This window comes from Xanthomonas sp. BRIP62418 (assembly GCF_003993495.1).
Taxonomy (GTDB): domain Bacteria; phylum Pseudomonadota; class Gammaproteobacteria; order Xanthomonadales; family Xanthomonadaceae; genus Xanthomonas; species Xanthomonas euroxanthea.
Genome location: NZ_QEZG01000062.1, coordinates 14862 through 28413, shown reverse-complemented (window position 1 = coordinate 28413; position 13552 = coordinate 14862). Strand labels below are relative to the sequence as shown.

Below are 13552 nucleotides of genomic sequence, written 5' to 3'. Positions count from 1 at the left end.
TTGTCATGGCCCGGCATCTTCTTCAAACGATCGAACAGGGCCGTCGGGTCCAGGTCTGTCCAATCGCTCAGCATCACGACGTAGTCGCGATCGAAGCTGAAGGGCTCCGGCTCCAATGGGTCGATGACGATCGGGCCATAGAGCCCGGCTTGTTCCTGGAACCCTGAGTGGCTGTGGTACCAGTAGGTGCCGCCCTGATGCAGGGTGAACCGGTAGTGGTAGGTCTCACCACGTCCGATACCGTCAAAGCTCAGGCCCGGCACTCCGTCCATGTTGGCCGGCAAAATGATGCCGTGCCAATGGATGGAGGTGTCCGCGCCATGGATGGAGTTAGCGGGCAATGCATTGGAGACACGCAGGTTGACCGTGGTGCCTTCCCGCCAACGCAGCAACGGCGCCGGAACGGATCCGTTGACCGTGATCGCGGTGCGGGTCTTGCCGGTGAAGTTCATCGGCGTCTCGCCAATGGTCAAGTCAAACTCGGTGCCCGATAGTACGTTGGGTTGTCCCGGGCCCTTGAGCGCCCAACTGGCTTTGGGCCAGAAACCTAATCCTGCGACTGCGCCTCCCAAGGCCAAGCCTTGGACAAATCGCCGCCGCGAAGGCAGCAGCGGTCCACCGTGTGGACCACGAAAATCATCATGCGACATGAAAATGCTCCAAGCGTCGTGTTGCCACCGGCGGGCGGTGGTACAGAGCGGGCGGCTGGCCTAAACAGGCATGCAAGCCACACCAACGGCGCCATTGCGGCGCCTAGGGACGCTTAGCCGATCGGTGGTCGGATCAGATGAGGCAAGGCAGGTGCCGCATGCCCTAGGGGCAGCGGCATGACATCCAGGCCCAAGGCCAGTTGCACCGAAACATGCAGGCGCGCAGGAAGTGCGCTCGCGCAGGCGTGTACGCAGGCGCACCGGCACGCAGAAGACTTGCAACAGTCGGGACCGGCATGGTCGCCATGCCCAGTGCCAGCCTTTTCAATCGATGTGGCATCGGGATGATGCTCAGCACTGTGATGGGCGACGCAGTCTCCGTCGACTTGCACCGCGGCAGCCACTTCGCTGGCCTGCTCTTCCATGACCGGGTTCATACTGACGGTCGCAAACGCCGACCACGCGCCGTTAAGCACGAGCATGGCGATCAGGAACAGTCGCAGTAGAAGTGAGGAGGCTGACACGGGCGACATGGTAAATCACTTTAGACAAGGCGCGTGTGTATCGGTCGTGAACGAAATCTCAAGTAAGCCTGAGATGCCGCGACTTGTCACTCGCACTAGCCGCGGCCACTGCAGCTCCCTCCAGGAGCACCCAAAGGGCGGGTTGAGGCGAAGAGTTGCCCATTGGGCGAGCGCTTGTTCGGTTTACTTCTCGGGTGTGGCCTCGATCAGCTTCACCAACTCGCGCTTCTGCTGCTTGCTTAGCGAGCCCCAGCGCAGGAGCAGCTTGGCCAGCAGATCATCGTCGGTATAGAGGAAGGCGGCGGGGATCCCCAACGCTTGGGCCAACCGCTCAGCAGTCTCCAGCTTGGGCTCGTGCTTGCCACGCTCGTACTGGTTGATTCGGGGGCTGGCCACGTGAGGATCCAGACCGGCCCGGATGCCCAACTCCTTCTGCGACAAACCCGTGTGCAGGCGGGCTTGTTTGAGGCGTCGAGCGAAGGTCGGTGTTGAGTCGACGGACAAAGTCACGCGCGCACCCCATGGAGACCCCATAAGGATGGCGGATGTACCCTGCCTTGCATACTAAGATATTCTTAGCCTTGAGGCAACCGGCGACACCGGTAGCGCCGCCCCCACCAGGAGCCACGCCGCTCCCTCATCCCCGGAAACCGCATGCCCGGAACCTCGTCAATGACGCCATCTGGGGTCGCCAGCATCGAGGAGTTGGGCCTTCGTGGCACCCTTTTCCTGGCCGCGCTGTTGGCCGCGCAGCTACGACGCATACCGGTGGCGCCCACACGCCGCTCCACCTTGTTGGTGCTGGACGCGCTGCGAGACTTGGCCTTGATCCAAGTTCCCTGGCCAGCAGATCGATGGCAGATCCGCCCCGATGCCGAGGTCACGCCCATCGAAGATCTGCAATGGGCTTTCGCCTGGTCTACCCACGAGCGCAGGCACCTGCTCCCTGTGCTGGAAGACCAGCTCGGCGATATGGCACATGATGTGGACCTCGCGGACGCGAAACTGGAGCTGTGGGATGAACTTGCACTCTGGGAGACCGAGCAGTTTCTGGAGCAGCAATTGCTCAAACATCACTTCGACCCAAGCTGGGCACGCGATGTGGGGTTCGTCTTTCAATCCGGGCCGCCGGGCTTGCCGATCGCGCGGTGGCGTTACTGTTGCTGGGCGGCGGTACGCCAAGGTGCCTCGGTGGCGATGCGTCTTGGCGTGCACGACAGTGCCCATGTGCGGGAAGCCATCTTTCAGGAGGTCCAGAAGCGCCTGCGCTACCTGATGACCAGTTCGCCCGAGCAAGGCATGTTCAAGCCCTATCATTTGGCACCGGAGTCCTCAGTAGCCAAACTGTTCGTAGATTGGGTCGTCCCTATGGAATGGGCGTACTGGACAGGTGAGCGCCACCCCCGCCGCTAGCAGACAAACGAGCAGCCTCGTCAGTCGGCTCCACCATCCTGCGTATGGCCGCGCCGAGTTTTCTTCACCGCATTTTGTGCTGGCGTCAGTTGATTCAGTAGGGGCTCTAGCGCTTCAAGACGTGCATTGGCACGCAATGCATCGGCTTCAGCGCTCTCGCGGCGCTCACGCTCCCGCATAAGGGTGTCTTGAACCTGAGCTAGCTCGTTGCGCATGGCATCCAAGGCCTTGGCATCAGTCTTCCAGCGCTCCTGCAGTGCCAAATGGTCCGTCGCAGTCTGGCGCAACGCCGCGACCTCGCTATGTTGGCTTTCGTGGGCCTGTCGCAACTGGGCAAGCTCCCGCTCAATCCGCCCGTGGCGCTCCAGCCATTGGCCGTTGTCGCGGTTCAACACCAGCAGTTCCTGATTCTTCACGCCCAAGGCTTCATTGGCCTGACGTAAGGCTACGTGCAGCTCTTGGACCTGATGTTCGTGGCGGCGCAGCTCTTGCTCGCGCTGCTCTTTGGTTGAAGTGCGATAGTGCTCCAGCGCTTCCCGGGCATGAGCATGCTTGTCCTCCAGAGAACGCGCATGCGCCTCGTGGTCAGCCAGCCGCACCGTCATGCCGGCGATGCGCTCGTTCAACTGGGCGATTTCCGCGATCCTGTCACCTAGATTCTGTTGAAGGAGGGCGTGAGCAGCTTGCTCTTGGTGCAGGCTTGCTTCGGTGCGCTGCAGCCGACTGCTCAAGGCAGCAGCCTCCTCTTGGGCACCGGAAAGCGCCTGTTGCCGACTGTGGAGCTCAGCCTGATGGCGCTCACGCTCCTGGGTGAGGATGGCCTCTGCTTCCTCCTGGAGCCGCGAGGCCAAGCGCGCAACCAAGTCCTGCAAAGCATCACTAACGGCTACCGTCCTCGCCGGACCGCCGCCTTCCTCTCCTTCCAGTTCACGCAAGTAGCGGTGGATCGTGGTCTTGGAGCCCGTGTTGCCCAAAGCCACTCGCACCGCGTCGACTGACGGCTTCTTGCCTTGGGCCAGCAGCGCGTCGCGCGCCTTCTGGACGTCACTCTTATAGAGTCCTGCGCGCGCCATCGTGCCACCCCACTTTATTTCGTAATGTATTACATACCATGTAATTACATACTATTAAAGCAGGTAGACGACCGCTCGTCGGCGAAATAGTTATACGGGATAATATTGAATTATCCCGCGTGACAAGCGCTTCGGCCATTTCCAGCCGTCAAAACAGTACGAAACCGCCCAGGACCGGCGATCGCTGGGTAGTATGGCCCAGAGCGGAAAGGAGGCCAGCCAAGGTTTGGGCAGGTTCCGCCACCGAGCTCGTTGGCCATCAAAGGACTGTGCATGCCGATCGAACGTATCGTCATCGACAACTTCAAGTCGTTTCGCCATCTGGACCTGCCGCTCAACGCCCACATGAATCTGGTGGTGGGCGACAACGAGGTCGGCAAGTCCACCCTGCTGGAGGCCATCCACGCGGTGGTCACCGGGCAACTGCATGGGCGCAATCTCGCCTACGAGCTCACTCCCTACCTGTTTCACCAGCCCACGGTGCAGGAATATTTGGCGACCCTTGCTGCGGGCACGCCGGCCTCGCCGCCACGGATCTCCGTCGAAGCCTACTTGGGCGGAGACGCCGCGCTGGCGTCGTTGCGTGGCACCAATAACTCCCTGCGCCTGGATACCGCCGGCATCCGCCTGCTGGTCGAGCTCAACGACGACTACCGCGAGGAGTTCAACGCCTACCTGCAGCAGCACCAGGGCGCGGTCAGCCTGCCGGTGGAGTACTACACGGTGCGCTGGTACTCCTTCGCCAACAATGGCGTCACCGCCCGCAGTATTCCGTTCGACTCGACCATCATCGACACGCACGGCATCAAGACCTTGTCCGGTGCCGATCGCTATATCGCCGGCATCATCGAGCAAGCACTAACGCCGGCGCAACGCGTCTCGCTGTCGCTGAGCTTCCGCCGCATGCGGCGGAGTTTTTCCGAAGAAGCGGATGTGGCAGCGATCAACGCCTACCTCACCGAACACACGGGGGACATCAGCCACCGGGCGCTGACGGTGGGTGTGGACACGTCGCCGCGCTCAACGTGGGAAACCAGCTTGTCACCGTACCTGGATGAGCTCCCCTTCACCCAGGCCGGCAAGGGCGAACAGAGTGCGGTGAAGATGAAGCTGGCCATGCATGCGGCCGGGGCGGCCCACGTGCTGCTGATCGAGGAGCCAGAGAACCATCTGTCCTTCTCCAGCATGACCCAGTTGATCGACAAAATTGCGGCCCTCTCCACCGCCCAGCAGGTGATCATCGCCACCCACAGCAGCTTCGTGTTGAACAAGCTGGGCGTGGACAACGTGATCCTTTTCAGCGCGCAGGGCCAGATGAAGCTGGACCAGCTGCCATCCGATACCCACGACTATTTCATGAAGCTGCCGGGCCACGACACGCTGCGGCTGATTTTGGCGAAACAGGCGATCCTGGTCGAAGGGCCATCTGATGAGCTGATCGTGCAGCGTGCTTACAGCGACCACCATGGCGTGGCGCCGATGGCCCATGGCGTGGACATCATCTCGGTCAAATCGCTGGCATTCAAACGCTTCTTGCAGATTGCGGATCGGCTGAAAATTCAGGCCAAGATGATCACCGACAACGACGGCGACATCGCCGTTGTGCAGGAACGCTATGCCGACCACCTCACCGCGCTCTACTACGATTCCGACGAAAGCGCCCCATCGTTGGAAGAGCAGCTGATCAAAGCCAATTCGCTGGCTGAGCTCAACACCGTGCTGGGCAAGACCTTCGCCGATGAGGTGGCGCTGCTCAAGTACATGAAAGGCCATAAGACCGATACGGCCCTGGCGATCTTCAACAGCCCTCACTCGATTAGGTTCCCGGACTATGTCCAGCGTGCCATCACCTAACCGGGTCTTGCTCTCGGCGGCCGGCTCTGGCAAGACCACGTTGCTGGTCCGGCAGGCCTTGGAGCGACCTGGGCGCCGCATCGCGATTGTCACCTACACGCTGGAAAACCTTGAAGAGATCCGGCGCTCGTTTGAGGTCCACGCCGGCGCGGTCCCCGCGCATGTCACCTTACACAGCTGGTATGGATTTCTGCTACGCCAGTGCATCCGCCCGTACCAGGCGGCGCTGTGCCCTGAGCCTCGCATCGAGACCATCCTGTTCGTAGAAGGTGTCACCAACAACCGGGCCCCACGCACACAGGTAGCGCGCCACTACCTAGCAGGCAACCGGATGTATTCGGACCGGGCGGCCGACTTTGCTGTGCGCTGCGATGAGCTGACCCAAGGTCAGGTCATGGCGCGCCTGGCGGCCATGTACGACGAGCTCTACATCGACGAAGTTCAGGACCTGGCCGGCTTTGATCTGGATCTGGTCGAGCGGCTGTTGAAGAGCGATATCGCCATCACGTTGGTGGGTGATACGCGCCAGGCGACGTATGCCACCAACTATGCGCAAAGGCACAGCCAGTATCGTGGGCCCAATCTGGCAGCGCTGTTTCAGATCTGGGAGTCGGACGGCTTATGCCAGCTGGATCACCGCCTCATCAGTCTGCGCTGCGTTCAGGCCCTGTGCGATATGGCTGACACGCTTTATCCGCAGATGCCGCCGACCCAATCAGGCAATGGCGAGGTCACCGGGCACGATGGCATCTACCTCGTCGCTCCAGGGGATGTTGCGGCGTACGTGCAGGAGTTTGCCCCCACCGTGCTTCGGCATGATCGGCGGCAAGCCTGCGACGGACTACCAGCGGTGAACTTTGGGCAGTGCAAGGGCCGCACCTACAGTCGGGTCCTTATCTTTCCGAACGGGCCGTTGACGCAGTACCTGCGCACGGCCGATCTGGCGCGCATCACCGCGCCACCGAAGTACTACGTGGCCTTCACCCGGGCACGGCAAAGCGTGGCCTTTGTGTATGCCGGCGCGTGCGCCTTGCCGGGTCATCAGCTGTACATCCCTGCCAGCGCAAGCACATAGAGAAGCGTTGGATATTGTGGCATTCGCGGTTCCCGGAGCCTAAGCAATACGCGGCTTGAAAGGTGCCGACACCCGCAATGATTGCATCCTATAAGGATCGTTGTAGAATTGACGAATGAACGATGACTCTGCCGTCTCAGCGCTCTCTGCTCTTGCGCACTCCGACCGCCTGGCCGCATTCAGGATGCTGGTGCGCGCTGGTCCCAACGGCATGCCCTCAGGTGAAATTGCCGAAGCGCTCGCGATTCCGCCACCGCGCATGAGCTTCCACCTTGCGACCTTGGAGCGGGCGAGCCTACTGCGCTCTTGGCGCAACGGGCGGCGTGTCCTGTACGCCGCCAGCTACGAGGACATGCGCCAGCTTCTTGAATTCCTCACCGAGGACTGCTGCTCCGGGAATCCGGACATCTGCGGCGCCCTCAATAACCTCGCCACTCCTTGTCCCGCGGAGACCTGCGCATGAGCTTCCCTCAGCCGTTTAACGTCCTGTTCCTATGCACTGGCAATTCAGCCCGCTCGATCCTGGCCGAGAGCGTCCTTCGCAAGATCGGCGATGGCCGTTTCAATGCGTTCTCCGCCGGCAGCCACCCCAAGGGTGAGGTCCACCCGCTGGCAATCGAGACGCTGCGTCAGGCCGACTACCCAGTCGAGGGGCTGCGCTCCAAGGCGTGGGACGAGTTCGCCGTGCCAGGCGCCCCGACCATGGATTTCGTTTTTACCGTCTGTGACCAGGCAGCCGGCGAGGCCTGCCCACTGTGGCCAGGACAACCGATCACTGCGCATTGGGGCATCGAAGACCCGAGCCGAGAAGCGCGCGGGGACATGTGGCAGCGCGCCGCCTTTCGGCAGGCGCTGGTGTACATGGAGAACCGCGTCAAGGCGTTCGTCGCACTTCCGATCCACACGCTGTCGCGGGCGACCTTGACGGCGCAGGTAGGCGACATCGGGCAGTTCGAGGGCGCCACGTCGCCCCGACCCGACGTGGCTTGAGGGATCATCATGACGCTGACGATCTACCATAACCCGGCCTGCGGCACGTCTCGGAATACCCTGGAAATGATGCGCCAGTCAGGTGAAGACCCGGTGGTCATCGAGTACCTGCAGGCGCCGCCCACGCGCGAGAAGCTGGTCGAGCTGCTCGCCGCGATGGGCATGTCCCCTCGTGAGCTCCTGCGCCAGAAGGGAACACCGTACGCGGAGCTGGGCTTGGATAATCTCGCGCTCACCAACGAGCAACTGGTGGACGCGATGATGGCGCATCCGATCCTGATCAACCGTCCCATCGTCGTTTCCGGCCGGGGCGCGGCCCTGTGCCGACCGTCCGAAAAGGTGCTCGCGCTGCTGGACAAGCCGGTGTCCTCCTTCACCAAGGAAGACGGCGAAATCGTGACCGCAGCCGGGGCGTCGACGTGATTGATCGCATTGCCGTAGATCTGCCGAGCATCGACGTAGCACAACTTGCACCGATCGACGTTGACGCACTAGCTGGGCCCGGCGACCCAAGGCACCCACCGCGGATCCTCATCCTCTATGGCTCGCTGCGGGAACGCTCTTATTCCCGACTGCTGGCAGAAGAAGCCGGCCGACTCTTGCGCTGGTACGGCTGCGACGTGCGGATCTTCGATCCGCACGACTTACCACTGCCTGACGGAGCCACCCCGGATCATCCGAAGGTGAGTGAGCTGCGCCAACTCGCGTACTGGTCCGAAGGCATGGTCTGGGTCAGCCCCGAACGCCACGGCGCCATGACCGGGATCATGAAGGCGCAAATCGACTGGATTCCTCTGGCCGACGGAGCCAAGCGCCCGACACAAGGCAAAACCTTGGCGGTGATGCAGGTGTCTGGCGGCTCGCAGAGCTTCAACGCAGTAAACCAACTGCGCGTACTCGGCCGTTGGATGCGCATGGTCACCATCCCGAACCAGTCCTCGGTGGCCAAGGCCTTCCAGGAATTTGATGAGGCTGGGCGCATGAAGCCGTCTGCGTACTATCAGCGCGTTACTGACGTATGCGAGGAGTTGGTGAAGTTCACCTGGCTGGTGCGTGGTCGCTCAGCGTACCTGACCGATCGCTATTCCGAACGTGTTGAGAGCGCCGAAGAACTGTCCAAGCGCGTGAATCAGCGCTCCATCTAACCCTTGTCGGAGCGCTTCATGCTTGCCCTCGCGATTTTCATCGTCACCCTTGTATTCGTCATCTGGCAGCCGCGCGGATTCGGTATCGGTTGGTCGGCACTCGCCGGCGCCGCAGTAGCGTTGGCCACCGGCGTCGTCGGTTGGGATGACGTCGCCACGGTGTGGGGGATAGTCTGGGATGCGACGTTCACCTTCGTCGCACTCATCATCATCTCGCTCATCCTAGACGCGGCCGGCTTCTTCGAATGGGCTGCCCTACATGTGGCCCGCTGGGGCGGCGGCAATGGTCGGAAGCTCTTTCCGCTGATCGTCTTGCTGGGCGCTGCGATCGCGGCAGTGTTCGCCAACGATGGCGCGGCTCTCCTGTTGACGCCGATTGTCCTGGCCATTCTGTTGCGCTTGAACTTCCCGCCTGCGAGTGCGCTGGCGTTCACTGTGGCCTGCGGTTTCATCGCTGATACGGCCAGCCTGCCGCTGGTTGTCTCGAACTTGGTCAACATCGTCACCGCGAACTTCTTTGACGTCTCGTTCGGGCGCTACGCAGCGGTCATGGTGCCGGTGAATTTGGTGTCGGTCGGCGCCACGCTGATCGTCCTGTGGCTCTGGTTCCGCCGCGACATTCCTCGCACCTACCCGGTCGACGATCTTGAAGCGCCGCATCAAGCGATCCGCGACAAGGCTGTCTTCCGCGCCGCTTTGCCCCTGCTCGCATTACTGCTCGTTGCCTACTTCGTAACCGGGCCGCTGGGCGTCCCGATCGCCTTGGTGACGGGTGTGGCTGCGCTGGTGCTGATGACAATTGCAGGTCGCTGGGCGACAGGCGGCCGAGGCGCAACCATGGCCCTGACCAAGATTCTGCGCGGTGCGCCCTGGCAGATCGTGCTGTTCTCGGTCGGCATGTATCTGGTGGTTTATGGGCTTGGCAACGCCTGGCTGGCAAAGGCGGCAAGTGCGGTGCTTGAGTGGCTGGCGGCGCAGGGAACCTTTGTGGCCACGATCGGTACTGGCTTCGCAGTGGCGGGCCTCGCTTCGGTCATGAACAACATGCCGGCGACGCTGGTGGGCGCGCTGGCCATCGATGGGGCCAATCTTCCGGCCGCCACCCGCGAATTGATGATCTATGCCAACGTCGTGGGCAACGACCTTGGCCCCAAGCTCACTCCGATCGGGTCGCTCGCGACCCTGCTGTGGCTGCACGTCCTCGCCGGCAAGGGCCAACGGATCACGTGGGGACAGTACATGAAGGTAGGGCTAATCCTCACGCCCCCGGTCCTGTTGGCCACGCTCGTCGCCCTCTGGATTTGGCTGCCGCTCGCTCAATGACCCTGTCGGCGCACAGGGCCGCAGGCGATCACATCTTCTTCAAGGGTGCCGCGGTGGGGGGCGGCGGCACCGGACCCGGATCGTTGAAGCACAGCATGACCTGATCGATGCCGAATTGGTCGGCCAGCACGCGGGCGGTCACCGCGTGCACCAAGTCCAAGTCGACTGAGGGGGCCGCGACGGTGATGGTGGCCGCGATCGCACGGCCATCTTCTTTGCCGGGGACCAGGCGTAGGTCGTCTACCGCCTTCACACCCGGGTCGGTAAACATCGCCGCACGGACCTGTTCCAGGTTGATCTCGTTCACGATTTCGAGGACTCCAAGGCAGTGCGATCGCCGCGGGGAGCTCGGTCGCGATGCAGCCAACGATAGAGCACCGGCAGCACCAACAAGGTCAATGCGGTGGATGACACAATCCCCCCGATGACGACAGTGGCCAGCGGGCGCTGCACCTCCGAGCCGGCGCCGACATTCAAGGCCATGGGCAGGAAGCCCAGCGAGGCCACCAGGGCGGTCATCAACACCGGGCGCAGGCGGCCAAGGGCGCCGTCCCGGACAGCGTCGTCCAGCGGATCGCCCTGTTCGCGCAGGCGGCGGATGAAGGCGATCATGACCAGCCCGTTGAGCACAGCCACGCCCGACAGCGCGATGAAGCCGACGCCGGCGGAGATCGACAGCGGAATCCCGCGTAGGGCCAGCGCCAGCACACCGCCGGTCAGCGCCAGCGGAACGCCACTGAACACGATGGCCGCATCCTTGGCCGAGCCGAAGGCCATGAATAGCAGGGCGAAGATCAACGCCAGTGTCACTGGAACGACCACGCCGAGGCGTTGGGTGGCCGAGATCAGCTGCTCGAAGGTGCCACCGTAGTCGATCCAGTAGCCCTCCGGGAGCTTCACATCCTGGCCGATGCGCGTGCGCAACTCGCCGACGAACCCGCCCAGATCGCGCTCGCGCACGTTGGCGGTGATCACCACGCGTCGCTTGCCGTTCTCGCGATTGATCTGATTGGGCCCGCGCTCCACCTGGATCTTCGCCACTTCCCGCAGCGGCACCGTGCGAGGCCCACCATTGGCGCCGGTGGCCAGGCGGCTTGACTCATCGATACCGGTGTTTGCCGGCAGCGGAATGGGCAGATCTGCCAGCACGGCGGGGTCTTGGCGCTGCGATTCGGGCAGGCGCACGACCAAGTCGAAGCGGCGGTCGCCCTCGATCAGCTGGCCGGCGACACTGCCCCCAATGGCGGTGGCCACCGTTTCCTGCACGTCGCCCGGGTTCAGGCCATACCGTGCCAATGCCGCCGGATCTGGCGTGATGGTCAACAGCGGCAGGCCCGAGACCTGCTCGGCCTTGACGTCTTCGGCGCCGGGGACGCTGCGCATGACCCGCTCGACCCGGCTGGCCAGGCGCGTCAGTTGGTCCAGGTTGTCGCCGTAGACCTTGACTGCCACGTCCGAACGGACGCCGGAGATCAACTCGTTGGTGCGCATCTGGATGGGCTGGGTGAACTCGTAGTTGCTGCCCGGAATTTCCTTAGCCGCCGTCTCCAGCTCTTCCACCAGCTCGGCCTTGGGCTTGCGCGGATCGGGCCACTGGTCGCGGGGTTTGAGCATCAGGAAGGTGTCGGCCATCGACGGCGGCATAGGATCGGTGGCCACCTCGGCGGTGCCGATCTTGGAGAAGATGTTGGCCACCTCCGGGAACTGGGCCAGGCGCTTCTCCAGCGTTTCCTGCATGGCCACCGACTGCTCCAGACTGGTGCCGGGAATGCGCATTGGCTGCAAAGTGATGTCGCCTTCATCCAGGCTCGGTACGAACTCCGAGCCCAGGCGGGTAGCCAGCACGCCACACCCCACCACCAGCACGGCCGCGCCTGTCAGCACCACGACCCGCCGACGCAGCGCCCAATCCAACAGCGGCGTGTAGCGAGCGCGTGACCAGCGCATCAGGCGGTTGTCGTGCTCGGCCACGCGGCCGCGCAGGAAGGTGGCGATCGCCGCCGGCACGAAGGTCAGCGACAACACCATGGCGCCGGTCAGGGCGAGCACCACCGTGATCGCCATCGGGTGGAACATTTTTCCTTCCACCCCGGACAGCGCGAAGATCGGCAGGTAGACCGCCGCGATGATGCCCAGGCCAAACAGGCTGGGACGGATCACCTCGGCGGTGGCCGAGGCGGTCAGGTCATAGCGCTCTTCATCGTTGAGCTGGCGGCCCAGCGCGTGCTGCGCCTCCCCAAACCGGCGCAGACAGTTCTCGATGATGATCACCGCCCCGTCCACGATCAGGCCGAAGTCCAGCGCACCCAGACTCATCAGGTTGCCCGATACGCCGCCACGCACCATGCCGATGATGGTGAACAGCATCGCCAGCGGAATCACCGCCGCAGTGATCAACGAGGCGCGCACATTGCCCAGCAGCAGGAACAGCACCACCACCACCAGCAGCGCGCCCTCGATCAGGTTCTTGGATACCGTGCCGATGGTGCGGTCCACCAACGCGGTGCGGTCATAGACGGCCTTGGCATGCACGCCCGGGGGCAAGCTGGCGTTGGCGGCGACCAGCTTGGCCGCAGCCGCTTGGGAGACCTCTCGACTGTTGGCGCCGAACAGCATGAAGGCGGTGCCAACCACGACCTCATGGCCGTTCTGGGTGGCCGCGCCGGTGCGCAGCTCCTTGCCTTCGCCTACGCCGGCGACATCGCGGACCCGGATGGGCACGCCATCGCGCCGGTCCAGCACGATGTTGCCGATCGCCTCCAGATTGGCCAGCTGGCCGGGCACACGCACCAGGAATTGCTGCCCATTGCGCTCGATGTAGCCGGCGCCAATGTTCTGGTTGTTGCGCATGACCGCTGCGACCACGTCGTTCAACGTGAAGCCCAGCGCCACCAGCTGGGCCGGATCTGGAGTGATGTGGATCTGCCGCTCGAAGCCGCCGATGGTGTTGACCTCGGTGACGCCGGGCGTGGTGCGCAGCTGCGGGCGGATCACCCAGTCCTGCAGGGTGCGCAGGTCCGTGGCCGTGTAGGGTGTGCCGTCGGGCTTGCGAGCGTCGGGCTCGGCCTCCACGGTGTACATGAAGATCTCGCCCAGCCCGGTGGAGATGGGGCCCATCTCCGGATCCAATCCTTCGGGCAGCTGGGAGGCGATCTGCTGCAGCCGTTCGGCGACCTGCTGGCGAGCAAAGTACAGGTCGGTGCCATCCTTGAAGACGACGGTGACCTGCGAAAGCCCGTAGCGCGATAAGGAGCGGCTGTAATCCAGCTTGGGCAGGCCGGCCATGGCCGTTTCGATAGCAAAGGTGACCCGTTGCTCGGCCTCCAGCGGCGAGTAGCCCGGGGCCTGGGTGTTGATCTGGACCTGGACGTTGGTGATGTCCGGTGTGGCGTCGATGGATAGGTGACGGTAGCTCCACACGCCCAACGCAACCAGCGCAGCGGTGAGCACCAGCGTCAGCCAGCGATGGCGGATGGACAGCCCAATGAGGCGTTCGAGCATGGCG

At 63.1% G+C, this 13552-nt stretch carries 14 protein-coding genes; 8 read left to right on the top strand and 6 right to left on the bottom strand.

The features are described from left to right. The 3 genes from EO174_RS22570 to EO174_RS22560 all read right to left on the bottom strand — a co-directional run. Positions 1-650 (bottom strand): multicopper oxidase domain-containing protein (locus EO174_RS22570; RefSeq protein WP_126941544.1); only part of this gene is annotated, 650 nt, incomplete at its 3' end. 113 nt (positions 651-763) lie between these two features. Beyond that, complete coding sequence (gene copL, locus EO174_RS22565; RefSeq protein ID WP_005996635.1) at positions 764-1183, bottom strand: transcriptional regulator CopL; 420 nt, start codon at positions 1181-1183, stop codon at positions 764-766. Between the two features lie 174 nt (positions 1184-1357). Continuing rightward, positions 1358-1708 carry a helix-turn-helix transcriptional regulator gene (locus tag EO174_RS22560; RefSeq protein WP_005996633.1) on the bottom strand — a complete coding sequence of 117 codons (351 nt, stop codon included), beginning with the start codon at positions 1706-1708 and terminating at the stop codon, positions 1358-1360. Positions 1709-1828: 120 nt separating this feature from the next. Between EO174_RS22560 and EO174_RS22555 the strand changes: the two genes are divergently transcribed. Continuing rightward, positions 1829-2587 carry a hypothetical protein gene (locus EO174_RS22555; protein ID WP_228913226.1) on the top strand — a complete coding sequence of 253 codons (759 nt, stop codon included), beginning with the start codon at positions 1829-1831 and terminating at the stop codon, positions 2585-2587. Between the two features lie 20 nt (positions 2588-2607). On the opposite strand, the gene EO174_RS22550 is transcribed toward EO174_RS22555, so the two are convergent. Further along, positions 2608-3660, bottom strand: coding sequence for a DNA-binding protein (locus tag EO174_RS22550; protein ID WP_005996628.1), 1053 nt, complete (start codon positions 3658-3660; stop codon positions 2608-2610). A gap of 273 nt (positions 3661-3933) precedes the next feature. On the opposite strand from EO174_RS22550, the gene EO174_RS22545 reads away from it, so the two are divergent. The 7 genes from EO174_RS22545 (at position 3934) to EO174_RS22515 (ending at position 10047) form a co-directional block, all read left to right on the top strand. Beyond that, the gene (locus tag EO174_RS22545) at positions 3934-5514 is read left to right on the top strand and encodes an AAA family ATPase (RefSeq protein WP_005996627.1); all 1581 of its coding nucleotides are present in this window, start codon (positions 3934-3936) and stop codon (positions 5512-5514) included. Beyond that, entirely contained in the window at positions 5492-6589 is a 1098-nt protein-coding gene (locus EO174_RS22540) for a UvrD-helicase domain-containing protein (RefSeq protein ID WP_039420092.1), read from the top strand. Before EO174_RS22545 ends, EO174_RS22540 begins: the two co-directional genes overlap by 23 nt. Before the next feature lie 115 nt (positions 6590-6704). Continuing rightward, on the top strand, positions 6705-7052 hold the full coding sequence (locus EO174_RS22535; protein WP_005996625.1) for a metalloregulator ArsR/SmtB family transcription factor: 348 nt from the start codon (positions 6705-6707) through the stop codon (positions 7050-7052). After that, positions 7049-7579, top strand: a complete 531-nt coding sequence (locus EO174_RS22530) for an arsenate reductase ArsC (protein ID WP_005996624.1) — start codon at positions 7049-7051, stop codon at positions 7577-7579. The genes EO174_RS22535 and EO174_RS22530 overlap by 4 nt, the downstream gene beginning before the upstream one ends. A gap of 9 nt (positions 7580-7588) precedes the next feature. Beyond that, positions 7589-8002 carry an arsenate reductase (glutaredoxin) gene (gene arsC / locus EO174_RS22525; protein ID WP_005996623.1) on the top strand — a complete coding sequence of 138 codons (414 nt, stop codon included), beginning with the start codon at positions 7589-7591 and terminating at the stop codon, positions 8000-8002. Next, entirely contained in the window at positions 7999-8724 is a 726-nt protein-coding gene (gene arsH / locus EO174_RS22520; protein WP_005996622.1) for an arsenical resistance protein ArsH, read from the top strand. The genes arsC and arsH overlap by 4 nt, the downstream gene beginning before the upstream one ends. A gap of 18 nt (positions 8725-8742) precedes the next feature. Next, on the top strand, positions 8743-10047 hold the full coding sequence (locus EO174_RS22515) for an arsenic transporter (protein WP_005996621.1): 1305 nt from the start codon (positions 8743-8745) through the stop codon (positions 10045-10047). A gap of 28 nt (positions 10048-10075) precedes the next feature. Here EO174_RS22515 and EO174_RS22510 read toward each other — a convergent pair whose 3' ends face one another. Together EO174_RS22510 and EO174_RS22505 are read right to left on the bottom strand one after the other, a co-directional pair. After that, positions 10076-10354, bottom strand: coding sequence for a hypothetical protein (locus tag EO174_RS22510; RefSeq protein WP_005996620.1), 279 nt, complete (start codon positions 10352-10354; stop codon positions 10076-10078). Next, positions 10351-13548: a CusA/CzcA family heavy metal efflux RND transporter gene (locus EO174_RS22505; protein WP_005996619.1), complete on the bottom strand. Its 3198-nt coding sequence runs from the start codon at positions 13546-13548 to the stop codon at positions 10351-10353. Before EO174_RS22505 ends, EO174_RS22510 begins: the two co-directional genes overlap by 4 nt. Positions 13549-13552: the final 4 nt, after the last annotated feature.

Coding starts and splice junctions, on each gene's coding strand:
- copL (WP_005996635.1), bottom strand. CDS start 1,183: ATGTCGCCCGTGTCAGCCTCCTCACTTCTACTGCGACTGTTCCTGATC.
- EO174_RS22560 (WP_005996633.1), bottom strand. CDS start 1,708: ATGGGGTCTCCATGGGGTGCGCGCGTGACTTTGTCCGTCGACTCAACA.
- EO174_RS22555 (WP_228913226.1), top strand. CDS start 1,829: ATGCCCGGAACCTCGTCAATGACGCCATCTGGGGTCGCCAGCATCGAG.
- EO174_RS22550 (WP_005996628.1), bottom strand. CDS start 3,660: ATGGCGCGCGCAGGACTCTATAAGAGTGACGTCCAGAAGGCGCGCGAC.
- EO174_RS22545 (WP_005996627.1), top strand. CDS start 3,934: ATGCCGATCGAACGTATCGTCATCGACAACTTCAAGTCGTTTCGCCAT.
- EO174_RS22540 (WP_039420092.1), top strand. CDS start 5,492: ATGTCCAGCGTGCCATCACCTAACCGGGTCTTGCTCTCGGCGGCCGGC.
- EO174_RS22535 (WP_005996625.1), top strand. CDS start 6,705: ATGAACGATGACTCTGCCGTCTCAGCGCTCTCTGCTCTTGCGCACTCC.
- EO174_RS22530 (WP_005996624.1), top strand. CDS start 7,049: ATGAGCTTCCCTCAGCCGTTTAACGTCCTGTTCCTATGCACTGGCAAT.
- arsC (WP_005996623.1), top strand. CDS start 7,589: ATGACGCTGACGATCTACCATAACCCGGCCTGCGGCACGTCTCGGAAT.
- EO174_RS22515 (WP_005996621.1), top strand. CDS start 8,743: ATGCTTGCCCTCGCGATTTTCATCGTCACCCTTGTATTCGTCATCTGG.
- EO174_RS22505 (WP_005996619.1), bottom strand. CDS start 13,548: ATGCTCGAACGCCTCATTGGGCTGTCCATCCGCCATCGCTGGCTGACG.